At 65.3% G+C, this 23,442-nt stretch carries 20 protein-coding genes; 4 read left to right on the top strand and 16 right to left on the bottom strand.

The window, feature by feature from the left end; genetic code table 11:
- Positions 1-11: 11 nt before the first annotated feature.
- Positions 12-263, bottom strand: coding sequence for a hypothetical protein (locus ACO055_RS17350; protein WP_422060087.1), 252 nt, complete (start codon positions 261-263; stop codon positions 12-14).
- Complete coding sequence (gene argH / locus ACO055_RS17345; RefSeq protein ID WP_422060086.1) at positions 263-1,666, bottom strand: argininosuccinate lyase; 1,404 nt, start codon at positions 1,664-1,666, stop codon at positions 263-265. Before argH ends, ACO055_RS17350 begins: the two co-directional genes overlap by 1 nt.
- Between argH and ACO055_RS17340 the strand changes: the two genes are divergently transcribed.
- A complete protein-coding gene (locus ACO055_RS17340) occupies positions 1,638-2,270 on the top strand; it encodes a TlpA family protein disulfide reductase (RefSeq protein WP_422060085.1) in 633 nt (210 codons plus the stop codon). The two genes, argH and ACO055_RS17340, sit on opposite strands and share 29 nt — an antisense overlap.
- A 214-nt stretch (positions 2,271-2,484) precedes the next feature.
- Here ACO055_RS17340 and ACO055_RS17335 read toward each other — a convergent pair whose 3' ends face one another.
- The 11 genes from ACO055_RS17335 to zwf form a co-directional block, all read right to left on the bottom strand.
- Positions 2,485-2,823 (bottom strand): hypothetical protein, encoded by a 339-nt coding sequence (locus ACO055_RS17335; protein WP_422060084.1) that lies wholly within the window; start codon positions 2,821-2,823, stop codon positions 2,485-2,487.
- Positions 2,824-2,938: 115 nt separating this feature from the next.
- Positions 2,939-3,940 carry an NAD(P)H-dependent glycerol-3-phosphate dehydrogenase gene (locus tag ACO055_RS17330; protein ID WP_422060083.1) on the bottom strand — a complete coding sequence of 334 codons (1,002 nt, stop codon included), beginning with the start codon at positions 3,938-3,940 and terminating at the stop codon, positions 2,939-2,941.
- A 176-nt stretch (positions 3,941-4,116) separates the two neighbouring features.
- Complete coding sequence (locus ACO055_RS17325) at positions 4,117-5,052, bottom strand: alpha/beta fold hydrolase (protein WP_422060082.1); 936 nt, start codon at positions 5,050-5,052, stop codon at positions 4,117-4,119.
- A complete protein-coding gene (locus tag ACO055_RS17320) occupies positions 5,049-5,903 on the bottom strand; it encodes an alpha/beta hydrolase (protein WP_422060081.1) in 855 nt (284 codons plus the stop codon). The genes ACO055_RS17325 and ACO055_RS17320 overlap by 4 nt, the downstream gene beginning before the upstream one ends.
- On the bottom strand, positions 5,904-7,352 hold the full coding sequence (locus ACO055_RS17315) for a DUF3336 domain-containing protein (RefSeq protein ID WP_422060080.1): 1,449 nt from the start codon (positions 7,350-7,352) through the stop codon (positions 5,904-5,906).
- Between the two features lie 21 nt (positions 7,353-7,373).
- Positions 7,374-8,963 carry a wax ester/triacylglycerol synthase family O-acyltransferase gene (locus ACO055_RS17310; protein WP_422060079.1) on the bottom strand — a complete coding sequence of 530 codons (1,590 nt, stop codon included), beginning with the start codon at positions 8,961-8,963 and terminating at the stop codon, positions 7,374-7,376.
- Positions 8,956-11,310, bottom strand: coding sequence for a glycerol-3-phosphate 1-O-acyltransferase (locus ACO055_RS17305; RefSeq protein ID WP_422060078.1), 2,355 nt, complete (start codon positions 11,308-11,310; stop codon positions 8,956-8,958). Before ACO055_RS17305 ends, ACO055_RS17310 begins: the two co-directional genes overlap by 8 nt.
- A 3-nt stretch (positions 11,311-11,313) precedes the next feature.
- On the bottom strand, positions 11,314-12,903 hold the full coding sequence (locus ACO055_RS17300) for an HAD-IB family hydrolase (protein ID WP_422060077.1): 1,590 nt from the start codon (positions 12,901-12,903) through the stop codon (positions 11,314-11,316).
- A gap of 203 nt (positions 12,904-13,106) precedes the next feature.
- The gene (gene eda / locus ACO055_RS17295; RefSeq protein ID WP_422060076.1) at positions 13,107-13,727 is read right to left on the bottom strand and encodes a bifunctional 4-hydroxy-2-oxoglutarate aldolase/2-dehydro-3-deoxy-phosphogluconate aldolase; all 621 of its coding nucleotides are present in this window, start codon (positions 13,725-13,727) and stop codon (positions 13,107-13,109) included.
- Between the two features lie 123 nt (positions 13,728-13,850).
- Positions 13,851-15,692 (bottom strand): phosphogluconate dehydratase, encoded by a 1,842-nt coding sequence (gene edd / locus ACO055_RS17290; RefSeq protein WP_422060075.1) that lies wholly within the window; start codon positions 15,690-15,692, stop codon positions 13,851-13,853.
- 204 nt (positions 15,693-15,896) lie between these two features.
- A complete protein-coding gene (zwf, locus tag ACO055_RS17285) occupies positions 15,897-17,381 on the bottom strand; it encodes a glucose-6-phosphate dehydrogenase (RefSeq protein WP_422060074.1) in 1,485 nt (494 codons plus the stop codon).
- Between the two features lie 102 nt (positions 17,382-17,483).
- Between zwf and glpD the strand changes: the two genes are divergently transcribed.
- Entirely contained in the window at positions 17,484-19,001 is a 1,518-nt protein-coding gene (glpD, locus tag ACO055_RS17280) for a glycerol-3-phosphate dehydrogenase (protein WP_422060073.1), read from the top strand.
- Here the strand turns inward: glpD and ACO055_RS17275 are convergent.
- The 3 genes from ACO055_RS17275 to ahpC all read right to left on the bottom strand — a co-directional run bounded on the left by ACO055_RS17275 (position 18,998) and on the right by ahpC (position 21,536).
- Positions 18,998-19,126 (bottom strand): hypothetical protein, encoded by a 129-nt coding sequence (locus tag ACO055_RS17275; RefSeq protein WP_422060072.1) that lies wholly within the window; start codon positions 19,124-19,126, stop codon positions 18,998-19,000. The genes glpD and ACO055_RS17275 overlap by 4 nt on opposite strands.
- Before the next feature lie 93 nt (positions 19,127-19,219).
- Positions 19,220-20,797, bottom strand: coding sequence for an alkyl hydroperoxide reductase subunit F (gene ahpF, locus ACO055_RS17270; protein WP_422060071.1), 1,578 nt, complete (start codon positions 20,795-20,797; stop codon positions 19,220-19,222).
- Between the two features lie 175 nt (positions 20,798-20,972).
- Entirely contained in the window at positions 20,973-21,536 is a 564-nt protein-coding gene (gene ahpC, locus ACO055_RS17265; protein ID WP_422060070.1) for an alkyl hydroperoxide reductase subunit C, read from the bottom strand.
- Between the two features lie 191 nt (positions 21,537-21,727).
- Here ahpC and ACO055_RS17260 point away from each other — a divergent pair, with 191 nt between their 5' ends.
- Together ACO055_RS17260 and ACO055_RS17255 are read left to right on the top strand one after the other, a co-directional pair.
- Positions 21,728-21,898: a hypothetical protein gene (locus ACO055_RS17260; protein WP_422060069.1), complete on the top strand. Its 171-nt coding sequence runs from the start codon at positions 21,728-21,730 to the stop codon at positions 21,896-21,898.
- Between the two features lie 228 nt (positions 21,899-22,126).
- Positions 22,127-23,350: a hypothetical protein gene (locus ACO055_RS17255; RefSeq protein WP_422060068.1), complete on the top strand. Its 1,224-nt coding sequence runs from the start codon at positions 22,127-22,129 to the stop codon at positions 23,348-23,350.
- The last annotated feature ends 92 nt before the right edge of the window (positions 23,351-23,442 follow it).

Genomic DNA, 23,442 nt, shown 5'->3' with positions numbered 1-23,442 from the left:
AGTCCTGAAGCTCAGCCCGGAGGCGGCAAATCGAAATCGTCGGGTTCGCGTTGCTCGGACCGTTTGAGAAGTTCGTCGCTGCGCGCTGGCCGGGCCTGCGCGTCAGGCGTCGTAAGTTCCTCCGTGGTTGGGGCGCGCTTGGCGCCGACAGGAATCGCCGGGGCGGGTTCGCCCGCCGGCGGCTTCAGATCTTCCTTGCTGCCGCACGCGCCCAGAAGCGCGGTCGCAGCAAAAACGGCAATGACGAGGCGGCTGTTCGCCATCAATCGGTTCCTTCCAGCGCGGCGCGGGCCGCAGCGATGGCCTGCCTTACCCGTTCGGGCGCCGTGCCGCCATAGCTGGTGCGGCTGGCGACCGATGCCTCGACGGTCAGCGCCGCGAGCGCCTGTGGCGTCACTGCCGGATGGATCGCCGATGCGTCGCCCGCCGGAAGCTGTGACAATTCGACGCCCAATTGCTCGGCACGCTTCACGCAGCTGCCGACGATGTGATGCGCTTCGCGGAACGGCACCCCCGCTTCGCGCACCAGCCAATCGGCGAGATCGGTCGCGGTCGAGAAGCCCGACGCGGCGAGCGCGCGCATGCGGTCGGTGCGGAACGTCAGCGTTTCGACCATGCCGGTCATCGCGGCGAGCGACAGCGCCAGCGCGTCGAAAGCACCGAACACCGTCTCCTTGTCGTCCTGCAGATCCTTCGAATAGGTGAGCGGCAGCCCCTTCACGATCACCGCGAGCCGCTGGAACGCACCGAGTAGCAGGCCGGCGCGGCCGCGGACCAGTTCGGCGGCATCGGGGTTGCGCTTTTGCGGCATGATCGAGCTGCCGGTCGACCAGGCGTCGGGCAGATGGACGAAACCGAAGGGCTGGCTGGCCCAGATCACGATCTCTTCCGCAAGCCGCGACAGGTGCAGCGCGGCGATCGATGCCGAGGCGCAGAATTCGAGCGCGAAGTCGCGGTCGGACACGGCGTCGATGCTGTTGGCCATCGGGCGATCAAAGCCGAGCGCCTGCGCGGTCGCGTCGCGGTCGAGCGGGAAACTGGTCCCCGCCAGCGCTGCGGCGCCGAGCGGCGATTCATTGAGGCGCGACCGCGCATCGGCAAAACGGCTGCGATCGCGGCCGAACATCTCGACATAAGCGAGCAGATGATGGCCGAGCGTCACCGGCTGCGCGACCTGAAGATGCGTAAAGCCGGGCATGATGCTGTCGGCATGTTCGTCGGCGCGTGCGAGCAGCGCGGTCTGGATCGCCTTCAGTCCCGCGTCGATGCGTGTGCAGGCGGTGCGCGTCCACAGGCGAAAATCGGTCGCGACCTGGTCGTTGCGCGACCGCGCGGTGTGGAGGCGGCCCGCGGGTTCGCCGACCAGGTCCTTCAGCCGCGATTCGACGGTCATGTGGATGTCTTCGAGGCTGAGGTCGACCGGCACGCCGTTCGCCGCATATTCGTCGGCGATCTGCGCAAGCCCGCGGTCGATCACCACCGCATCGCCGGCAGCGATGATCCCGGTCGCGCCGAGCATCGCGGCATGGGCGCGGCTGGCGGCGATATCCTGTTCCCACAGACGCTTGTCGACGGGGATCGACGCGTTAATTTCTTGCATGATCGCGGCGGGTCCGCCACCGAAGCGGCCGCCCCACATGCTGTTGCTGTCCGGAGTATCCGTCATTCGCCGCGTTCCAAGCCCGTCTCTCGCGATCCTTGCCCTGGTTCTGGCCGGATCGGTCGCCGGTTGCGATAGGCAAAAGGCCGCCGGGGAGCAAGCGGCAGGCTCCCAAGCAAATATTTCGCGCAGCGAAGCGAAGGATGCGCGGGGAATCGAAACATTCGAGCATCAGGTCGAACGCGGCAACGCGGGCAAGGCCGCGCCCACCGCGACCTTTCGCGGACCCGACGACGCGCCGGTGACGCTTGCGGGGTTCCGCGGCAAGCCGCTGCTCGTCAACCTGTGGGCGACGTGGTGCGCGCCCTGCGTCGCCGAAATGCCGACGCTCGACGCGCTGGCGACGAAAGAGAGCGGGCGGATGACGGTGGTTGCCGTCGCGCAGGACCTGCAGGGCGCCGAGGTCGTCGATCCGTGGTTCCAGAAAGCGGGGCTGAAAGCCTTGCAGCCCTATATCGACCCGCAGAACGCCCTGCTCGACGCCGCGAACAGCGCGCTGCCGACGAGCATCTTCTATGATGCCGAGGGGCGCGAACTGTGGCGCGTCGTCGGCGCGATCGACTGGCAGGGTGCCGAGGCGAAGGCGTTGCTCGCCGAGGGTGGGGTTTGAATTGATCCTCCCTGTGCCGCAGGCATGGGGAGGTGGCAGCCCGAAGGGCTGACGGAGGGGCCGGTGTCTATCGCCCCTCCACCATCGCCTACGGCGACGGTCCCCCTCCCCACCGCTTCGCGGCAGGGAGGATTTCATAAAATCGAAGAGGGCGAACGCCACACACGTCCGCCCTCTCCTGCCCGGAGCCAGGTCCGGGGACTCGGCGCGAGACTTAACCGCCGACCGTCACGCGGCCGGTGCGATATCCCTTCTTGCGCATTTCCTTCGTATAATCCTTGTCGGCATCGACGACTTCGGTGGTCCATTCGTCCCACGCGTCCCAGCGATCCTCGCGGTCGGTCGCATGGCGAAGGTCGCTGACGAGTTCCTTCTCGGCCTCGAGGATGACGGCTTTATAATTGTACCAATATTGGTTGTAGACGCCCGCGATCGGCACCGCGCGAATTTCGGGGCGATCGAAGTCGCGCGGCATCGAGCCATAGGGAACCGCGGCAACCGCGGCGCTGGCGGGGAGCGCCAGAAGAACTGCAAGGGCGGTCCATTTTTTCATCGTCCATCTCCTGATCGATGCGCGCCGTCGGCGGGCAATCACAGGAGACAACGAAGCAGGGCGCTCTTTTCTTCCCGGGTGGACGGAGATTCGGCACGGCTGGCGGCGGAATTGCCTACCCCGGATGCGCTTCGTCGCCGACGCTCGACCGGAGAAGGCCGCGGAACACCTCCTGCGCGTCACGTTTGCCCTGCGTCACGTCGAACACGTCGCGCGCGATCGGCATGGCCAGGCCATATCTGTCGGCGAGCGCCATCACCGTCGGCGCGCTCTTCACGCCTTCGGCGACCATGTTCATGCCGGCGATGATGTCGTCGATGTGGCGGCCCTTGCCAAGCTCGACCCCGACATGGCGGTTGCGGCTCAAGGGGCTGGTGCAGGTCGCGATCAGATCGCCCATGCCGGTGAGCCCCGAAAAGGTTTCGGCGCGCCCGCCCATCGCGACGCCCAGCCGCGTAATCTCGGCAAGGCCGCGCGTCATCAATCCGGCGCGCGTGTTGTCGCCGGCACCAAGCCCGTCGCCCATGCCGACCGCGATCGCGATGATATTCTTGAGCACTCCGCCGAGCTCGCAGCCGAGCAGGTCGGTGTTCGTATAGACGCGGAACAACCCCGAGTGGAACACCGGCTGGAGCGCGCGGACGACGATCTCGTCCTCCATCGACAGCACGCTGGCCGCCGCCTGTCCGGTCATGATCTCGCGCGCGAGATTGGGGCCGGTGAGGACGCCGACGGGGTGGCCGGGAAGAATCTCTTCGATCAGCTCGGTCATCCGTTTTCCCGACGACAGTTCGAGCCCCTTGGTCAGGCTGATCACCGGCACCCACGGGCGCAGATGGTTGCGCGCCTCTTCCAGAACGCCGCGAAAACTGTGCGAGGGAACGCCCATGACGAGCACATCGGCGCTCGCGACAACGGCGGCCATGTCGTTCGTCGCGCGCAGCGCCGCGGGCAGCCTGATGCCGGGCAGATATTTGCGGTTCTCGTTCGCGGTATTGATGCCATCGACCGTTTCGGCATCGCGCGCCCACAGCGTGATCGGCGCGTTGCGCGACACCACCGACGCGACCGTCGTCCCCCAACTGCCCCCACCGAGCAGGCCGACCTTCAGACGCATTCCACTCTCCCCGTTTTGGCGGAGAATGGCGCGGGATTAGGGGGTTGGCAAGCGGCGCTTGGCGCCTTCGTCACGCCGGACCCCCGCCTTCGCGGGGGAGCACAGACTTGCGCCCATGGGGCCTATCCCGATCAAGCCTGTCCTGAACCGGTCGAAGGGTCCGGGGTGACGACGATTCATGCTCGCTGGGCGAGAAAGCCCTTGATGACGCCCGCGGTCGCTTTCGGGTCCTCGATCATCGGGACATGGCCGACATGTTCGAAGATGTGCGAGACGCTGCCGGCGATTCCGGCTTCGAGCACGGGGACGCAGCTGACGTCGAGCAGCCGGTCGTGGCGGCCCCAGAGGATCAGGGTCGGCACCTTCACGTCGCCGAGGCGGCCGTTGAGCGGATGGTCGCGGCCTTCGTTCGCGATGATCCAGAAGATGCTGTCGAGCTGGTCGCGATATCGCAGGCCGTCGGCATAGAGGACCGGTTTCAACCGCGACGGGATATGCGGCGGCTTGTGAACGACCATCGCCACCAGCCGGTCGGCGTCCTCCAGATTGGCGAGGACGAGCGGGTTGTAATCCTGGTTCGCTGCCTGTTTTTGAAGGTCGCTTTCGTTCGCGCCTTCGATCCCGGCATTGTTGAGCAGGGTCAGGCTGGCGAGCGCCGCCGGATAGTCGATCGCATAGCGAAGCGCGATCCAGCCGCCCATGCTGTTGCCCGCGATATGCGGACGATCGAGCCCCAGCGCATCGGCGAAGGCCTTCAATCGCGCCGTCTGTGCCGCAATGTCATAGGCGAGGTCGGGATTGCGCTCATTCTCGCCGAAGCCGGGAAGATCGGGCGCGATGACGTGATAGCCCTGCGTGAGATAGGGCGCGATCATCGACCAATTATCCTTGTCGCCCGCAAAACCGTGCACAAGGAGGAGCGTCGGCCTGGCCGGGTCGCCGCCTTCGAGATAGGGCCAGGCGCGGCCGTCGACCGTCACGCTCTTCTGCACCGTGCCGCCGCGCTTGCGCAGCAGCCAGCGGCCGATCGCAACGAGCCGGCCGGGAAAGACGAAATACAGGATCGCCAGCGCGATGAGCGGTGCGAACAGAAGCGTGAGAAGGATTTTCATGTGGATGCGCGCCCCTGCACATGCGTGTCGAACCATCCGACCAGATCGTCGAGCACCGCATCGCGTTCGGGCTCGTTATAGATTTCGTGGAACAGGCCCGGATAGATTTCGAGCTTCTTGTCCTTCGAGCCGACATGGGCGAAAAGATAGCGCGACCCCTCCGGGGCGGTGAGACGGTCGGCTTCGCCGTGCTGGATGAGGATCGGCAAATGAATCCTTGGCGCGTCGGCCTGCGCGACGGCCATCGCGTCCATGAACTCCTTGCCCAGCCGCGCGCCGATCTTGCCGCCATAGACAAGCGGATCGGCCTGATAGGCGGCCACCACCTGCGGATCGCGGCTGACCCCCGTCGCATCGAGCGAGAGGACGCCAAGGCGCGGGAAGAAACGCGACAGAAAACGGCTGATCCAAACTGTAAACCGCGAGGGCGGCTCGGCGGGAACGATCGCGGGGCCGGAGACCGCGGCGGCGACGAACGCCTGCTGCCGCTCGATCAGGAACAGCGTCGCGATCAACCCGCCCATGCTGTGGCCGAGCAACAGGCGCGGCGTGGCGCCGTGGTTGACCTCGACCAGGGTCAGCAATTCGCTCATGCCATCGAGGAAGGCCGAGAAGCGCGGAACGAAGCCGCCGTCACCGTCCGAATTGCCGTGCCCCCAGTGGTCGACGGCATAGATGGCATAGCCCGCGTCGGTCAGCCGACCGGCGACATGATGATAGCGTCCGGCATGTTCGGCATAGCCGTGGGCGAGCAGCACGACGGCTTTGGGCGTGCCCTCTGGAAGCCAGTGGGTGACGTGAAGATTGGCGCCGGCGCCGGCCGATCCCGCAGGCAGCGTCAGCACGGGCATTTAGCGGACCGCTTTCTTCAGCGCCGAACTGCGGTGGCCGGGGCCGTCGTCGCCCGCCTTGTCGATCTTTGCGAGGATCGCGTCGAGCGCGCGGCTGATAGCGGTCTGGGTGCGCACCATCTCGACCTTGGGCCAGGCGGTGCGGAGGCCGGTGTCGATCAGATCGTCGATATCCTCCTGCCCCAGATCGCTGAGGATCTTGGTCGGCGACCAGAATTTGGGCGGGCGGATGATGTTGATATCGCCGGTATATTCCTGGTTGATCACCGAGCGCGCCATATTGGCGAGGCTGTTGAGCGGCGGAATAAGCTCGAGCGGCTTTTGGAAGATGATCATGTTCGCGTTGAGCCACGCCTTGAAGGTCGCGATCGACGCGTGCTGAATGGCCTCGATCGGCGCCATCTGCTTGCGCGTATCGGTCGCGAAAGGCAGCGCGAGCGGGTTCGCCTGGCTGACGATATGGTGATTGACGCCATAGAGGCGCTCCAGCCGCTTCGTCGGGATGTCATGCGTCACCGACCCGTCGACCCAGCGCCGGTCGGGCTGATACGGCACGCGCGCGCCGCTCTCGTCGCGCGCCATCAGCATGACCGGCGGAAAGACGCCGGGGACTGCGCAGGACGCGAGCACCGCCTCGCGGATCAGCACATTGGGCGCGGTGATCGCGTTGAGCAGGCGGCCGTTCTGATGCTTTTCGGCGGGAGCGACCGAGACGTTGAGGTGGCGGCCGCTGATCTCATACGCTTCCTGAAAGGTCAGGTCGGGGATGAGTTCGGCCAGCCGCTCGCGCACTTCGTCGGGAGCGAGCCGTTTGAGTTCGGGATCGCGCGCGGGGTTGGCGAGCTTGTCGCTTTCCAGAAACCCGCCGACGTCGCCGTCCTTGCGCGTGCAGACGACCGCCGCGACGATCGACCCGCCGCTCGATCCGGCAAGGATGTTCGGAAGCACGCCTTCGTCCCACAGCGCCTTCACGACGCCGACATGGAAGAACAGGAAGCTGCCCGAGCCCGAAAGCAGCAGCGCCGACCGGCCGTAGCAATGCTGGGCGCGGCGGAAGAAGTCGCGCTTTTCGTCCTTGCCGATGCTGCGCGAAGCCGCGATCTTGTCGAGCGCCGACACGACTTCGGCGACATAGGCCTCGATCAGCTTTTTCGTCCCGAAGCGGGCCTTTTGATAAAGGCGTTCGTGGCCCATCCCGTCGATATTGCCGTGGATGCCCTCGTTGAGGACGAAGAGCAGCCCCTTGACGTCACCCGCCGCCGACAGCTTGCGCAGCTTTTCCAGCCGCGCGCGGATCGCCTTGTAATCGAAATGGCGGCTTTCGTCCGAATCGCGCCACGCCTGCATTCCCGATTTCGCGTCATGCGCCTGCGCCGCTTTCGACCAGTCGGCATAATCGGACGCGCGTACAAGCTCGGCGTCAGCGCTGAGCGTCGGGGCAAAAATCATTCGGTCATCCTGCGAGATGGTTTATTTTTTCCGATTCTTGCCGGTTGCGTTGCCTTTGGCAACCGGTTTCGCCTTCGCCTTACTGGCCGATTTTGGCGCAGCTTTCGCTTTGGCTGCGGGTTTCACGGCCGCTTTGGGCGCCGCTTTCGGCCGTGCCGTAGGGGCTTTCGGCTTCGCCGGCGCCTTCTCCGGCTTGGGCGTCGCGGCCATCAGGTCGGCGAAACTTTCGTCGATGCAGGTCCGGAAAAAGGCGATGTCGGGCATGATCGCGCGCTCGCAGATGATCGAAAAGGCGATGCGGCCGTTATAGCTGGGGGTCGCGACGAACAGCCCCATATTGTTCGCGAGCGGCGCCATGCCGTGCTGTTGCACCAGCTGGGCGCCCGCCAGATAGAGCGGCACCTGCGCGCCGGGGACGTTCGAGATGAACAGGTTCGTCCCGCGCACCGCGAAGCGCTCGCTGGTGATGATGCGCGCGACCGCGGCCATCGTGGCGCCCGGAATATGCTGCGACAGATCGGTCATGATCCGCGCGCTGACCCCCGCCTTCGCTTCCTTCGCCTCGACCGTATAGTCGCGGATCGCCGCGAGCCGCGCGAGCGGATCGGCGATGTCGGTGCGCACCGGAACGCTCATTGCCGAGACCTGATTGCCGGGGGTCGAGGCCTTCCCCGCGCCCTTCTCCTTGCCGCGCAGGTTGATCGGGGCGACGGCGACTAGGCTCTCCTTCGGCAGTTCCTTGTGCTTCGCCAGATATTTGCGCAGCGCGCCGCCGACCGTCGTCAGCACGACGTCGTTGACCGTCGCGCCGGGCACCTTCTTGCGGATTTCGGCGACGTCGGCGAGCGCCACCGTCGTCGCGTCGAACATCTTGTGCGGACCGACCGGCGCATTGAAGCGCGTTTCGGGGACACCGGCGGTCATGCCGCCTTCGGCCATCGACTTGCGCGCCGACGCCACGATCGCAGGCGAAACCTTGAGCAGCGCGTTCATGAACTTGACCGGCGACTGGAGCGAGGCCGACCAGGCCCGCGTCATCGTTTCGGCGCTCGACGGCGGGCGGCCGAGGTCTTCCGCCGGCGGTGGCTCGGCAATCGCGGGCGTTCCCTTTGCGTCGATGTCGCTCATCGCGATGAACGCATGGGCGCCCGACGCGCCGTCGACCGCAGCATGATGGACGCGGTGGAGCATCGCGAAGCTGCCCTTGGGAATACCCGGAATCCGGTCGAGACCCTCGATGATATAGATGTCCCACAGCGGGCGGTTCATATCCATCGGCTTCGAGAAATAGCGCGCCACCGCGATGCAGAACTGCCGCCAGTCGCCGGGTTCGGGCAGACGCGCGTGGCTCATATGCGCCTCGATGTCGAAATGCTCGTCCTCGACCCAATAGGGATGATCCATGTCGAACGGCAGCCGGTGGAGGCGGCGCTTGAACAAGGGCGAGGTGTGGACGCGGCTTTCGACGTGGCGAATGATGTCCTTGAACCGCACGAACCCGCCCGGCGCGGTCGACGGGTCATAGATATAAACGCCCATGATATGCGTCAGATTGTTCGCGGTCTGGGTATAGAGGAATTGGGCGTCCTGCGCGCTGAGCTGTTTAAGCATCCTGTCCTCCGGGTAATTTGTCGGCCAGCGCCGTCGTCGACAGGCGCATCGATTCCATGACGTTGGCGAGCCCGCGAAGTTCCGCGAGCAGCGCGTGCCGCGCGGCGAGCCGGTCGGGCGTCGCGGTTTCGGCGAGCCCCATGTGGCGCATCAGCGACAGGCCGTTTTCGAACAGCAATTTGCCGATCGCGGCTTCGCTGCTGATCCGGCGGAGGAGATAGGCCTGGCGGCCTTCGACCAATGCCGCGTCGAGCAGCGCCTTGGCATCGACCCCGTCACCCGGCCGCGCGCGCGTCAGCAATTCGGCGACGACCGAATAGGCCTCGGCAAAGGGCAGCAGGATCGCATGGCCGACGACGGGCTGGCAGCGGCGAAGGAGCTGTGCGATGCCGCGGTCGCCGCTGGCAAGGCGGCGGTCCCAGACGGGGTCGATGCGCGCCAGTTCGGCCTCGATCGCAGCGCGGTGCTCGTCGCGTGGCGGATAGAAAAATTCGAATTTGAACAGATCGCGCAGGCGGTCGATCTTCGCCCAGAAAGCCGCCGTCGCGTCGCCCTCGCCACTTTCGCGCAGCTGAAAGAGCGCCAGCTCGATCATCGCCCGGTCGAGGAAATGATGCGCAATGATGTTGCGGTAATAGCTCGCCATCGGATGCTTGGCCGGATCGATCGAATAGACATTCTCGCTGCCCGCTTCATAGCGCGTGAGCAGTCCGCTTTCGACGAGCGTGTCGACGGTGGCGGACAGCGCCATATCGTTGCTGCTTTCCAGCTCGCTGCTGAGGCGAATGCCGCGCGCGCGCGCCCAGTCGGTTACCGCCGCGATCGCGGCGAGCAGTTCGGCGGCGGTCGCGCCGCGCGGCGCCAGCCCAAGCAGGATCAGGCACATCACCGAGGTGACGGTGAGCGGCGTGACGCGGTTCGCCTCGACCGCGACAGCGAAGGCGATCCTTTCCAGCGCGCGTTTGTCGTCGGGTTCCGGCGCCTGGCCGATGACCACCGGATTGCCGATGTCGAGGCGGATGCGGCCCGACGGCTCCTTCAGGCTTTTCATATAGCCGATGAACCAGCTCAGCGATTCGGGCTTCTTGCTGCGCCCCGTCTGTTCGGCGGCATATTCCTCGACGTCGCGGATCAGGTCGAAGCTGGTGACGAAGGGCACGAAATGCACGTCCTTCGTCCCCGTCGCATGCGCCGCGTCGAGGACATATTTCATCAGGCCATATTTGGGCGGCATCAGCTTGCCGAGGCGCGAGCGCGTCCCCTCGAACGCCCAGCTGAGCGGAAAGCGCTTGGCGAGCAGCCACGCGATATAATGGCGCAGCACCAGCTTGTAGACCGGCTGGTCCTGAAAGCTGCGGCGGATGAAGATCATCCCCGATCGCCGGAAGAATTCGCCCATCACCGCAAAATCGAGATTGGCGCCGCCGAAGCTGTGCAGCATCGGCATGTCGTTTTCATAGGTCAGGCGGCTGGGCGTCGCGCCGTCGATATAGGTTTTGTGCGTGAACAGGATTGCGGTCGGATGTTCGCGCAGGATCGCGCGGAGCTTCGCAAGCTCGGCGGCATCGACCTCCATTTCGGGGGCGTAGCCGCCGAACATCATCCGGTCGAGCCTGGCGCGAAGGTCGAGGAAGAGCGCCGACGGACGCGCGATGACCTCTTTCATCAAAGGCCGCGCCTCGCGAAAAAGATCGGCGACCGGGCGTCCTGTCGCTTCGGACAGTTCGGCCAGCGCAGCGCGGAATTTGGGGCTGGTGCGCAGGCCATCGGCGACGAAGCGCGGCACCTTGTACCGGCTGCCGCGAATGCTGCGTTCGGCCACGTCGAGCGCGAGCGCCGCCTGCCGCGCGACGAAGCCCGCGAATTCGGGACTGTCGGCGCCGGCGCCGTCGCCGCCGCCCGTCTGCGCGCGGAACCGGTCGCGAAGCGTATCGAGCGTCGCCGCTTCGCCCACCAATACCTGCGCCCGCCGCCGGTCGCGAAGCAGGATCAGCCGCGCGCGCAGCGATCCGGGATGGCGCGGGTCGCCAAACACCAGGTGGCGGAATTTGAGCGCACGGTCGCGGTCGAAGCCGGGAATGCGCCAGGCCACGCGGATCGGAACGACCTGCCGCGATGCCGATCCGTCGAGCCGCGCGCGGAGCATGTCGACGGGCAGCGCATGATCGCCGTCCTCGATATCGAGGCTGGCCCATTGCGGCTCGCTGGCGCCGCCCGAATCGTTGAACGTCGAATGGATCCAGTCGAGCAATATGCGGCGCTCGACGCCGTGCCGCGCGTCGATGATATAGAGCCGGTCGGCCGCCTCCTCCGCCACGATCGGGGTGCGGGGCGTTCCGTCCGCCACCGCTTAGCCGGCCCGTCCCTTGCCGGGTTTTTTCGTCGAGGCTTTTTTCTTGGGCGCTGCCTTTTTGGGTTCGGCTTTTTTCGCCGCAGCCTTCTTGGGCGCAGTCTTCTGGGGCGCCGGCTTTTCGACCGGCGGCTTCTCGACCGGCGGCGCCTCTTCCTTCGCTACCGCCTCGGCCACGCTCTCCTCGGGCTGGCCGAGCGTCCGCAGGAACATATTCCGCACGTCGCGGACATGATTGTTCAGCGTCCTGACGCTCCACTTCGACGTGTCGACCGGCGGCAGCACGGTGACGCGCACCGTCGCGGGGCGCATCACGAATTCATTCTTCGGCGCGACGTCGGTGGCGTTGTGGATCACGATCGGGACGATCGGCACCCCCGCCTGCATCGCCAGATGGAAGGCGCCCTTCTTGAACGGCGCGAGCTTCGGCGTCAGCGTCCGCGTCCCTTCGGGCGAGATGCAGATCGACTTGCCCTCATGCTTGATCGCGTCGACCAGCGGCTCCATCGCCTTGATCGCGCTCTTGCCGTCGGCGCGGTCGACGAAGACGGTGCCGCCCCATTCCATCAGCTTGCCGAGGATGGGGATATCCTTGATTTCCTTCTTCCCCACCCCGCCCATGTCGCGGCGGATGAGCTTGGCGAGGATCATCACATCCGCCTTGCTCTGGTGGTTGAAGATGAAGATGCACGGGCGCGACGACCAGAGGTGGCGCTCGTCCTCGACCTCGAGCTCGACGCCGGTGATCGCGGTCGCGAAATCGCCGAACAGCCCGATCGAGAAATTCGCCGCCTCGCGCTGCGAGCGGGTCAACGCCCAGATCGGCAGGCCCGCGGCGAAGGCCCCGACGAGCGAGCCGGTGGCATAGATGGTGCGCGTATAGTCGATCCACGACGGCGTGCCGCGGCTGCCGAAGCGCTGAACCGGCCAGTTGCGCTCGTCGGCAATGCCCTTCAATTTCATGTTCGGATTGAGCGGGCGCGGCTTGCCGACACGGTCGAGCAACTCGATGTCGTCGTCGCTGTCCGAATAGAAAAAGCTCTGGTCGAGATCGAGGCCATATTCTGCGGCCAGCTCCTCGGCGGCGAGCACCTTGCCCTCGCCGAAGCACAGCGGCCGGATGATCTCTCCGGTGAACACGCCATCCTCGATCTCATAGGCCGAGCATTTGATGTCGGTGATGCCAAGGTCGCGTGCGGTCGGTTCGATCTGATAGATCGTCGCCGACGAGATGATGGCGACGCGATGCCCCTTCGCCTGATGCGCCTCGATGATCGCGCGGGTTTCCGGGTAGATTTTGCGCGCGATATGCTTCTTGTACAGCTCCTCGCCGAACGCGATGAAGCTTTCCTCGTCGACGCCCTTCATGAACTTGGCGGCGCCGGACATCAGGCCCGAGAAACCGATCTGGCCGAGGCTGTGCTGCGCGACGACCTGCGCCGTCTCTGCAATCTCTTCCATCGACATTTCGCGGCGCTGGAATTTCTCGCGCAGCATCGCGGTCGCGGAATAGCCCGATATGATCGTGCCGTCGAAATCGAAGAGCGCGGCAATGTGCGATCCGGGTTCGGACGCAAGAACTTCTTCCAAATGTGGCTGCGGCCTTGGCACGCGCATCTCCCCACCAGCGACTATATTGCCGCCTTCCCCTGCACGATGGCAGTAAAGATGGCGTTTATCAATGGCGGCAAAGCGCCGATGCCTGTCGTCTGTTCGTCACCCCGGCGAAGGCCGGGGTCTCGCCAGTGAGCATGAACGAGAGGGTGAGATCCCGGCCTTCGCCGGGATGACGACTAACGGGGTAGCGCCGATGCCTCGCGCGCAAGTGCCTCGATCCGGGCCGGATCGAGCGGGCCCGACGGAACGACCCAGCTGCCGCCGACGCACAGCACCGCGTCGAGCGCGAGCCAGTCGGGCGCGGTCGCCAGGCTGATGCCGCCGGTCGGGCAGAAGCGCGCTTGCCCGAACGGTCCCGCCAGCGCCTTCAGCGCCGGAATGCCGCCGCTCGTCGCCGCAGGGAAGAATTTGAAGCGCGAGAGGCCGAGGTCCATGCCGCGCATGATGTCGCCGGCGTTCGCGGTGCCGGGCAGGAACGGAATGCCGCTCGCCACCGCCGCCTTGCCGAGATTTTCGGTCAGGCCGGGCGAGACGATGAATTCGGCGCCCGCGTGGATCGCGGCGCTGAGCATGGCTGGATCGAGCACCGTCCCCGCCCCGACGACCGCGCCCTTGACCGCCTTCATGGCAGTCAACGCATCGAGCGCGGCGGGCGTTCGCAAGGTCACCTCGAGCACGGGCAGGCCGCCCGCGACGAGCGCCTCGGCCATCGGCACCGCATCCTCGACCCGGTCGATGACGATCACCGGGATGACGGGCGCGAGGCGCATGATCTGGTCGATGGACTGGTCGGTCATTTTTCACTCCGTTCGAAATATCAGACCCCGTTCGCCCCGAGCCTGTCGCAGGGCCGTTCTTTTCTCGACGTCGCGAAAAGAAGGACGGTGCTTCGACACGCTCAGCACGAACGGATTTGGCGGCTATCCCGTAACCGCCTCCATCGCCGCGAGCACCGCCGACCCGCCCTTTTCGGCTTCGTCGGCATGGTGGCGGAACAGGGCGAACAGCTCGCGCCCGACGCCGAGGGCCGGCGGCGGCGCGACGGCGGCGGTGCGCGCCGCCCAGATCACTTCGTCGACGCGCGCCGCGACTTCGCCGTTGACCGCGCAGACGCGGACGACGTCGCCATCCTGCAAATAGGCGAGCGGTCCGCTCACCCCATCGAGGCCGGGCAACGCCTCGGGCGAGAGGTGGATCACCGCAGGCACCTTGCCGCTGGCGCCCGACATGCGGCCGTCGGTGAGGAGCGCGACGCGAAAGCCCTTGTCCTGCAGCACGCCGAGCGCCGGAGTGAGCTTGTGCAATTCGGGCATGCCGTTGGCGCGCGGGCCCTGGAAGCGGACCACGACGACCACGTCGCGGTCGAGTTCGCCAGCCTTGAACGCGGCGAGCACCTGATTCTGATCGTCGAAGATCCGGCACGGCGCCTCGATCGTCCAGCGATCCTTGGCCACGGCGCTGGTCTTGATGATCGCGCGGCCGAGATTGCCCGCGAGCAGGCGCATCCCGCCGTCGGGCGAGAAAGGCGCGGCGACCGGGCGCAGCATGGTGTCGTCGCGCGAGATTTCGGGAGCAGGCCGCCATGCGAGCGCATCTTCAAGAACCGGCTCATAACTATAATCGGCCATCGTGCCGCCGACGGTCAGGACATCGCCGTGCAACAGCCCCGCGCCGAGCAGTTCGCGCACGACATAACCGATGCCGCCCGCAGCATGGAAATTGTTCACATCGCCCGCCCCGTTCGGATAGACACGCGCCAGCAGCGGCACCGCATGGCTGAGCTCGTCGAAATCCTGCCAGTCGATGACGATCCCCGCCGCGCGCGCGATCGCGGGCAGATGGATCGCGTGGTTCGTCGACCCGCCGGTCGCGAGCAGGCCGATCGCGGCGTTGACGATCGCCTTTTCGTCGATGCAGCGCGCCAGCGGGCGATAATCGTCGCCGTCCCAGCCGATCGCGGCAATCCGGTGCGTTGCGGCGCGCGTCAGTTCCTGGCGCAGCTTGGTGCCGGGGTTGGTGAAGGCGCTGCCGGGAATATGCAGCCCCATCAGTTCCATCATCATCTGGTTGCTGTTCGCGGTGCCGTAGAAGGTACAGGTGCCCGCTCCATGATAGCTTGCCGCCTCGACCTCGAGCAGTTCGTCGCGGGTCGCCTTGCCCTCGGCATAAAGCTGACGGATGCGCTGCTTTTCCTTGTTCGCAAGGCCCGAGGGCATCGGCCCCGCCGGGATCAATATCTGCGGCAGATGCCCGAAGCGCAGCGCGCCGATCAGCAGGCCCGGAACGATCTTGTCACAAATGCCGAGGAGCAGCACGCTTTCGAACATCGCATGGCTGAGCGCGATCACCGTGCCCTGCGCAATGGTATCGCGGCTGAACAACGACAGGTCCATGCCCGCCTGCCCCTGCGTCACGCCGTCGCACATCGCGGGAACGCCGCCCGCGACCTGCGCCGTGGCACCGACTTCGCGCGCGAACAATTTGATCTGTTCGGGATAGCGGCCATAGGGCTGATGCGCCGAAAGCATGTCGTTGTAGCTGGTGACGATGCCGATATTCATTTCGGCACCCGAGCGGATCGCGGGCTTGTCTTCGCCCGATGCCGCAAAGCCGTGCGCGAGATTGCCGCACGACAGATTGCCGCGGTTCGTCCCGGCGTCGCGCTGGCGGTCCATCAGGTCGAGATAGGCGGCGCGGCGGGGCTTGCTGCGCGCGATGATGCGGTCGGTGACGGCGGCGATGGTGGGATGGAGAGTGGTCATGACATATCTCTTCCCTTCTCCCCTTGCGGGAGAAGGATAGGGAGCCTTATCGCGGAGCGATTAGGCGCACTTGGATGAGGGGTTGCGGGCGAGAGGTTCGCGCGGTCGCATTGCGACCGCATACCCCTCACCCAGCTTCGACTAGGCAGCAAGCTGCCAAGTCTGCGCAACCCTCTCCCGCAAGGGGAGAGGGGCTGTGTTGCTTCAATCATGCCAGCTCGCTCCGTCGCGCTCGATCAGCGCGATTGCGCTCGACGGGCCCCAGCTTCCCGCGGTGTAGCTCTGTGGCGCCATGTCGACTTCGGCCCAGGCATCGCGGATCGAATCGATCCACTGCCATTGCGCCTCGACCTCGTCGCGGCGCACGAACAGGGTCTGGTCGCCCTCGATGAAATCCAGCAGCAGGCGTTCATAGGCGATCCGCCGCCGCTCGCCGGCAAAGCTGTGCGAAAGCGAGACGTCCATCGTCACTTCCTTCAGCTTCACGCCGTCCCGGTCGAGCCCAGGCTGCTTCGCCATCACCTTGACCCGGATATTCTCCTCGGGCTGCAGGTTGATGATCATGCTGTTCGCATCGAGCTTGCCCCCGCCGACGCGCGCGAAGATATTGTGCGGCACGGGCTTGAACTGGATCAGCACTTCGGACTTGCGCTCGGGCATGCGCTTGCCGGTGCGCAGGTAAAAGGGCACGCCCTTCCAGCGCCAATTGTCGATGAACGCCTTGATCGCGACGAACGTCTCGGTGTTCGACGGCTGGCCCAGCTCGTCGGCATAGCCCGCCACGGCACCGCCGTTGACCGCGCCGCTGCTATACTGGCCCTTCACGCTGTGCGCCTTGACGTCGGCAGCGTTCATCTTGCGCAAGCTGCGGAGCAGTTTCACCTTTTCGTCGCGCACCGCGGTCGACGAGACGCTCGCGGGCGGTTCCATCGCGATGATCGCGAGCAGCTGGAGCATATGGTTCTGCACCATGTCCTTCAGCGCGCCGACGCCGTCATAATAGGAAACGCGGCCTTCCAGCCCGACGGTTTCGGCGACCGTGATCTGGACATGGTCGATCGCCTGCGCATTCCAAAGCGGCTCGAACAGCATGTTGGCAAAGCGCAGCGCGAGCAGATTCTGGACCGTTTCCTTGCCGAGATAATGGTCGATGCGGAACACATGGTCCTCGGCAAAGGCGTCCCCGACCTGCGCATTGACCTCGCGCGATGACGCAAGATCCTGCCCGATCGGCTTTTCCATCGCGATGCGGCACTCGGCGCAGGCGATGCCTGCGGCCTTCAGCCCCTGTGCGATCGGCCCGAACATCGACGGCGGAGTCGACAGATAGGCGCCGATCGGTCGGCCGAGCCGGTCGCCGAGCTGAACAGCGAGACCGTCATAGCCGGTGCCCGCCCCCGCATCGACCGGACAATAGTCGATGCGGCCCAGGAAGCTGGCGATCTGGCCATCATCGAGCCGGTCGGCGGCGAGATTGTCGGCCAGCGCGTCGCGCACCAGCGCATGACACGCCGCGCGGTCCATTTTCGAGCGCCCCGAAGCGACGATCGTCAGACCCTCGGCCAGCAGCCCGTCGACATGGAGGTTGTAGAGCGAGGGAAAAAGCATGCGCTGCGCCAGGTCGCCCGTCGCGCCGAACAGGATCAGGGTTTCGACTTTCACGCTCACACTCGTCCCCTTGGATAGCATGGAGGAATTGGAGGATGCGCCCCGCGAATGCAACGCGCATACGTAGGCCACATACGATGTCGCCCCTTGGCAAAATCCCTGCGTCTGGCCTAGGGAGCGGCCATGCCCGACAGCGCCCACCCCTATGATGTCATCGTCGTCGGCGGCGGTGTCAATGGCGCCGGCGTCGCGCGCGACGCCGCGGGGCGCGGTGCGCGCGTGCTGTTGCTCGAAGCCGGCGACCTGGCGCGCGGCACCTCGTCGGCGTCGACCAAGCTGATTCACGGCGGGCTGCGCTATCTTGAACATTATGAGTTCGGTCTGGTGCGCGAGGCGCTGAAGGAACGCGAGACGCTGTGGAGCATCGCGCCGCACATCATCTGGCCGCTGCGCTTTGTCCTGCCCTATCGCAACGGCCTGCGGCCGCGCTGGCTGCTGCGGCTCGGGCTGTTCCTGTACGACCATATCGGGGGCCGCAAGAAACTGCCCGCGACGCGCTCGATCGACCTGAAGCGCCATGTCGCGGGCGAACCGTTGCAGCCGAAATATGCGAAAGCGTTCGAATATTCGGACGGCTGGGTCGACGATGCACGGCTGGTGCTGCTGAACGCGCGCGACGCCGCCGACAAGGGGGCGCGGGTCAAGACGCACACGCGCGCCGAGCTGATGCGCGTCGAGGACGGGCAATGGATCGTCGAGGCGAGCGACGATCGCGGACACAGCTATCGCTTTACAGGCAAGAGCCTGGTCAACGCGGCAGGGCCCGCCGTGCTCGACCTGCTCGCCCGCGCCTCGGCACCGCCCGACTATCAGATGCGACTGGTGCGCGGATCGCACATCGTCGTGCGCAAGCAGTTTGCACATGACTATGCCTATTTCTTCCAGCTCCCCGACGGGCGCATCTTCTTCGCCATCCCGTATGAGCGCGACTTCACGCTGATCGGCACCACCGACCTCGACCATGACGGCCCGCTGAGCGACGTCCATGCGAGCGCCGACGAGATCGACTATCTGTGCGAAGGGGCGAGCCAATATTTCAGCGCGCCGATCACCGCCGCCGACGTCGTCTGGACCTATTCGGGCGTGCGCCCGCTGATCGAGGATGGATCGGGGCGCCCCGAATCGGCGACACGCGGCTATCGCATCGACCTGGACCTGGAGGAAGGCGCGCCGCTCCTCACCATCTATGGCGGCAAGATCACCAGCTATCGCCATGTCGCCGAGCATGCGGTCGACGAACTCGCGGGCCATATTCCCGCGCTGAAGGGCAAGCGCTGGACCGCCAAGGCCCCGCTTCCGGGCGGCGATTTCCCGATCGACGGCGCCGCAGCACTGAGGGCCGGGTATAAGCTCGCCCATCCTTTCCTGACCGGCGCGACGGTCGACCGCATCGTCAAAGCCTATGGCACCGACGCGCGCCAGTGGCTGGGCGAAGCCGACGGATGGGACGCGCTGGGCGGAGAGATTGCGCACGGCCTTTGCGCCGCCGAGGTCGAATGGATGATGTCGCGCGAATGGGCGCGCGATGTCGAGGATATCCTGTGGCGGCGCAGCAAGCTGGGGCTGCTGTTCAGCGACGATGATGTGGCGAAGCTGGCCGCGTGGCTGGACACGAAGCGGCCCGTCGCGCCGCCCGCCTAATCGACTTTTCCTGGCCGCTTCTTCGGCTTGCGCGAAGCTTCCTCGCGCAACCGGTTCTCGCGCTCGGCCAGCTCCTCGAACCGGCAGAGCGGGATCGGCGCGGGCGGGTTCTTCTTTTCAGACATAAAACCTCGTCACCCCGGACTTGATCCGGGGTCCATCCGAGCTTGCGCCGCAAATGGATGCCGGATCAAGTCCGGCATGACGAAATGCAGCAATCAGGCCGCTTCGGCTTCCGCGGGCAGGCGGATCATATAGTCGAAGGCCGACAGCGCCGCTTTCGATCCGTCGCCCATCGCGATCACGATCTGCTTGTACGGCACGGTCGTGCAGTCGCCCGCGGCAAAGATGCCCGCCTGGCTCGTCTGGCCGCGGTGGTCGACTTCGATCTCGCCGTGCCGCGACAGAGTGACGCTGTCCTTCAGCCATTCGGTGTTGGGGACGAGGCCGATCTGGACGAACACGCCTTCGAGTTCGATCTGATGATCGGCATCCCTGCTGCGATCCTTGTAGCCGAGGCCGGTGACCTTTTCGCCGTCGCCGAGGATTTCGGTGGTCAGCGCCGACGTGACGATCCGGACGTTCGGCAGGCTCGCGAGCTTGCGCTGAAGCACCGCGTCGGCGCGCAGTTCGCTGTCATATTCGATCAGCGTGACATGCGCGACGAGGCCGGCCAGGTCGATCGCCGCCTCGACGCCGCTGTTGCCGCCGCCGACCACCGCCACGCGCTTGCCCTTGTAGAGCGGGCCGTCGCAGTGCGGGCAGTAAGCGACGCCCTTGTTGCGATATCGATCTTCGCCCGGCACGCCGAGTTGGCGCCAGCGCGCGCCGGTCGACAGGATGACGGTGCGCGCTTTCAGCGACGCGCCGTTGGCAAGCCTTACCTCGTGGAGACCGCCTTCGAACTTCGCCGGGATAAGCTTTTCGGCGCGCTGGAGGTTCATGATGTCGACGTCATAGTCTTTGACGTGCTGCTCAAGCTGCGCGACCAGCTTCGGGCCTTCGGTGTGCTGGACCGAGATGAAATTTTCGATCGCCATCGTATCGAGCACCTGCCCGCCGAAGCGCTCGGCGGCGATGCCGGTGCGGATGCCCTTGCGCGCCGCATAGATGGCGGCCGCGGCGCCAGCGGGACCGCCGCCGACGACGAGCACATCGAACGCGTCCTTCGCGGCGATCTTCTCCGCCGCCTTCGCATCGGCGCCGCTGTCGAGCTTCGCGAGAATCTGTTCGAGTTCCATCCGGCCCTGGCCGAAATTCTCGCCGTTCAGGAAGATCGTCGGCACCGCCATGATCTTGCGATCCTCGACCTCGGCCTGGAACAGTCCGCCATCGATCGCGGTGTGGGTGATGCGCGGGTTGATCACGCTCATCAGGTTCAAAGCCTGCACGATGTCGGGGCAATTCTGACACGACAGCGAGAAATAGGTTTCGAAGTGAAAGGGGCCATCGAGCGCGGCAATCTGTTCGAGGAGCTCGGGCGCGGTCTTGGGGGGATGGCCCCCGACCTGCAGCAGCGCGAGGACGAGCGAGGTAAATTCATGCCCCATCGGGATGCCGGCGAAGCGAACGGCCACGTCCGGATCGCCGACGCGTCGGATCAGGAAGCTGGGGCGGCGCACGTCGTCGTCGGTCTGCGACACGCTGACCATGTCCGACAGCGCGGCGATATCGTCGAGCAGATCCACCAACTCGGCCGACTTCGGCCCGTCGCCCGGCGACGAGAGCAGTTCGATCGGCTCACGAAGATTCGTGAGGAGGCCTTGAAGCTGTTGCTTCAGATTGACGTCGAGCATGGGGAGAGATCCTGCTTGTATCGGGATCGTCATTGCGAGGAGCGAAGCGACGCGGCAATCCCCAGTCATCGGCCTTGTGCTAGGTTTCAGGCTGGGGATTGCTTCGCTTCGCTCGCAATGACGCGTGTCAATTTGCCGCGTGCCTTTGCAAGGGCACGCGGCATTCTACGATCGCTCAGATCTTGCCGACGAGATCGAGCGAAGGCGCCAGCGTCTCGGCGCCCTCTTCCCACTTCGCGGGGCACACTTCGCCCGGGTGGCTGACCCAATATTGCAGCGCCTTGATCTTGCGCAGCAGTTCGGCGGCGTTGCGGCCCACACCCTCGGGGGTAATTTCGAGCAGCTGGATTTCGCCGTTGGGATCGAGGACGAAGGTGCCGCGGTCGGCAAGGCCGACGCCCGGACGCAGAACGTCGAAATTGTTCGACAGCGCGTGGTTCTGGTCGCCGACCATATAATAGTTGATCTTGCCGATCGCCGGCGAGGTGTCGTGCCAGGCCTTGTGGCTGAAATGCGTGTCGGTCGACACGGCATAAACCTCGACGTCCATCTTCTGGAGCGTCGGATAGATGTCGGCCAGATCCTCGAGTTCGGTCGGGCAGACGAACGTGAAGTCGGCCGGATAGAAGAAGAAGACCGCCCACTTGCCCTTGACGCTCTCGTCGCTGACATCGACGAACTTGCCGTCCTTGTATGCGGTCGCGTTAAAGGGTTTGATGATCGTGTTCAGAACGGACATGCGGGAGAGTTCCTTTTGTTGTTGGACGCTCCCCCTAGCCATATATGTTGCAGTGCGAAAAGCGAAAATATCCGCCTCTTTGATCGAAAATTTCGATCACACGCGATGCGCGCCGATCTGCCCCGATTCGGGAAAAGATCGGCGGAATTGCGCTAGCCCCTTTATGACAGCATCGTGATACCTGTCCCCGAATGGACCAGATTCGCGACTCCATCTATTATGAGCAGCTTGCGCGCGTCGCGCGGCTGAAGGCGAACGCGACCGACGACCCGTTCCTGGCGCTGCGGTTACGCGAGGCCGCGGTCAAGCATGAGCAGAAGGCGCGAAAGCTGAAGCGGATCGAACTGGAACCCCCAGCCTGACGCTTCGGGACGATTTCGGCATCCGTCGGCGTTTTGCCGATCTGTTGCGACGATTGGCCTTGGTCCCTTGCGGATTCCCCCTTGAGCGTTGAATTTGCTCGGGAGGCGACCTAGAGTCACGGCTCAGGCTGACGCGAAAAGGTGCCGGACATTTTGAAACGGCGATCATCGCGGATACCCGACAAGCGGCGCTCGAGACGCCGGCTTGTCCGATGGCTGGCCGCGATCATGCTGGTGGTCCTGGCCCTCACGCTCCTGTTCACCGACCGGCATCCGCTGGTCGCGCAGCCCGGCCCGCCCGGAGCCGAGCAGGCCAGCGCGATCAAGCAGGCGATCGGCGCGGCGCGCACGCAACGCCTGCCAGGCAAGCAGGCGGTCGAGATACGCCTGACGCGCGAGCAACTGGCCGCCGTCGGCACGTTGGCGAGCGACGGATTCAAACCGGATCGCCTGCTGGTCAGGATCGACGGCAAGACGCTGAATGTGGCGGGAAGCCACAGGCTGTTCTTCGGCCGGTGGCTCAACGCCCGCCTGGTCAGCCAGGGAAGCAAGACGGGATTTCCCAAAGTCTATCTGACGGTGGGATCGGTGTCGTTCCCGGCGGGTATCAGCCGCTTTTTGCTCGAAGGCGTGCGGCTGGCAATCAATCTGCGCGGCGCGAATGTCCCGCCGCTCGACACGCTGGTTCAAAGCTCCGAAATCAAGGGCGACGAGGCCATAGCCAAAGTCCATTTGCCGCTCAAAAGCGGCATCGTTGACCAGTTCGCTGGCGCTCGCGGCGGCCTTGATGGCGCGACCGTCATCAAGGTCTATTGCCGACTGACAGCCTTGCAGACCAAAAAGCCGACCGACGATCTGGCGATAGCCGTGCAAAGAGCGTTCCCGGCCGAAAGCGCCGACACCGCGACCGTGGCGTCCAATCGGGCCGCCTTCGTCGCCCTTGCCATGTTCACCGTCTCGCCGCGGGTCGGCGAGCTCGCCGGGCTGGTCGACGAAGACACCAGGGACTGCGCCAAGGGACCTTTCGCGCTGAAACTCAACGGGCGCTTCGACCTGTCCAAACATTGGGCGCTGTCCGCAGCGCTGGCGGTAACGGCCGGCGCGCGGTTCAGCCAGGCGATGGGCGAATGGAAAGAGCTTTCGGACAGCGTTTCGAAATTGTCGCAATTTGCCGAGGGCGATCCAACCGGATTTTCCTTCCTCGACCTCGCGGCAGACCGGTCGGGCTTTTTGATGGCGCAGGCGGCAATGGATCCGGACCGCGCGCGATCGATGGCTGCCAAAATGTCGAAGATCGGCACGAACGATATTGTGCCGGCCAGCCTGATGCGCCTCGAGGACGGGATGCCCGAAAGCGCCTTCGCGCAGAAATATGGCACGATCCGCGACCCGAGGTTCCTCGCGAAGATCCGCGAGATCGATGCCGAGCTGAACAAAAGCGCCACCAAGTGAAACATCCGGTGCGCCTCGACGAAACGGAGAATGTCTCGGGTTCCCGTGACCCCGGATGCAGCCCTCTTCATCCTGGCTGACAGCCTAATCCG

This window comes from Sphingopyxis sp., assembly GCF_965227415.1.
Classification (GTDB): Bacteria; Pseudomonadota; Alphaproteobacteria; order Sphingomonadales; family Sphingomonadaceae; genus Sphingopyxis.
This window is presented reverse-complemented; position numbering and strand designations above follow the sequence as displayed.

Coding starts and splice junctions, on each gene's coding strand:
- ACO055_RS17350 (WP_422060087.1), bottom strand. CDS start 263: ATGGCGAACAGCCGCCTCGTCATTGCCGTTTTTGCTGCGACCGCGCTT.
- ACO055_RS17340 (WP_422060085.1), top strand. CDS start 1,638: ATGCTGTTGCTGTCCGGAGTATCCGTCATTCGCCGCGTTCCAAGCCCG.
- argH (WP_422060086.1), bottom strand. CDS start 1,666: ATGACGGATACTCCGGACAGCAACAGCATGTGGGGCGGCCGCTTCGGT.
- ACO055_RS17335 (WP_422060084.1), bottom strand. CDS start 2,823: ATGAAAAAATGGACCGCCCTTGCAGTTCTTCTGGCGCTCCCCGCCAGC.
- ACO055_RS17330 (WP_422060083.1), bottom strand. CDS start 3,940: ATGCGTCTGAAGGTCGGCCTGCTCGGTGGGGGCAGTTGGGGGACGACG.
- ACO055_RS17325 (WP_422060082.1), bottom strand. CDS start 5,052: ATGAAAATCCTTCTCACGCTTCTGTTCGCACCGCTCATCGCGCTGGCG.
- ACO055_RS17320 (WP_422060081.1), bottom strand. CDS start 5,903: ATGCCCGTGCTGACGCTGCCTGCGGGATCGGCCGGCGCCGGCGCCAAT.
- ACO055_RS17315 (WP_422060080.1), bottom strand. CDS start 7,352: ATGATTTTTGCCCCGACGCTCAGCGCTGACGCCGAGCTTGTACGCGCG.
- ACO055_RS17310 (WP_422060079.1), bottom strand. CDS start 8,963: ATGCTTAAACAGCTCAGCGCGCAGGACGCCCAATTCCTCTATACCCAG.
- eda (WP_422060076.1), bottom strand. CDS start 13,727: ATGACCGACCAGTCCATCGACCAGATCATGCGCCTCGCGCCCGTCATC.
- edd (WP_422060075.1), bottom strand. CDS start 15,692: ATGACCACTCTCCATCCCACCATCGCCGCCGTCACCGACCGCATCATC.
- zwf (WP_422060074.1), bottom strand. CDS start 17,381: ATGCTATCCAAGGGGACGAGTGTGAGCGTGAAAGTCGAAACCCTGATC.
- glpD (WP_422060073.1), top strand. CDS start 17,484: ATGCCCGACAGCGCCCACCCCTATGATGTCATCGTCGTCGGCGGCGGT.
- ACO055_RS17275 (WP_422060072.1), bottom strand. CDS start 19,126: ATGTCTGAAAAGAAGAACCCGCCCGCGCCGATCCCGCTCTGCCGGTTC.
- ahpF (WP_422060071.1), bottom strand. CDS start 20,797: ATGCTCGACGTCAATCTGAAGCAACAGCTTCAAGGCCTCCTCACGAAT.
- ahpC (WP_422060070.1), bottom strand. CDS start 21,536: ATGTCCGTTCTGAACACGATCATCAAACCCTTTAACGCGACCGCATAC.
- ACO055_RS17260 (WP_422060069.1), top strand. CDS start 21,728: ATGGACCAGATTCGCGACTCCATCTATTATGAGCAGCTTGCGCGCGTC.
- ACO055_RS17255 (WP_422060068.1), top strand. CDS start 22,127: ATGCTGGTGGTCCTGGCCCTCACGCTCCTGTTCACCGACCGGCATCCG.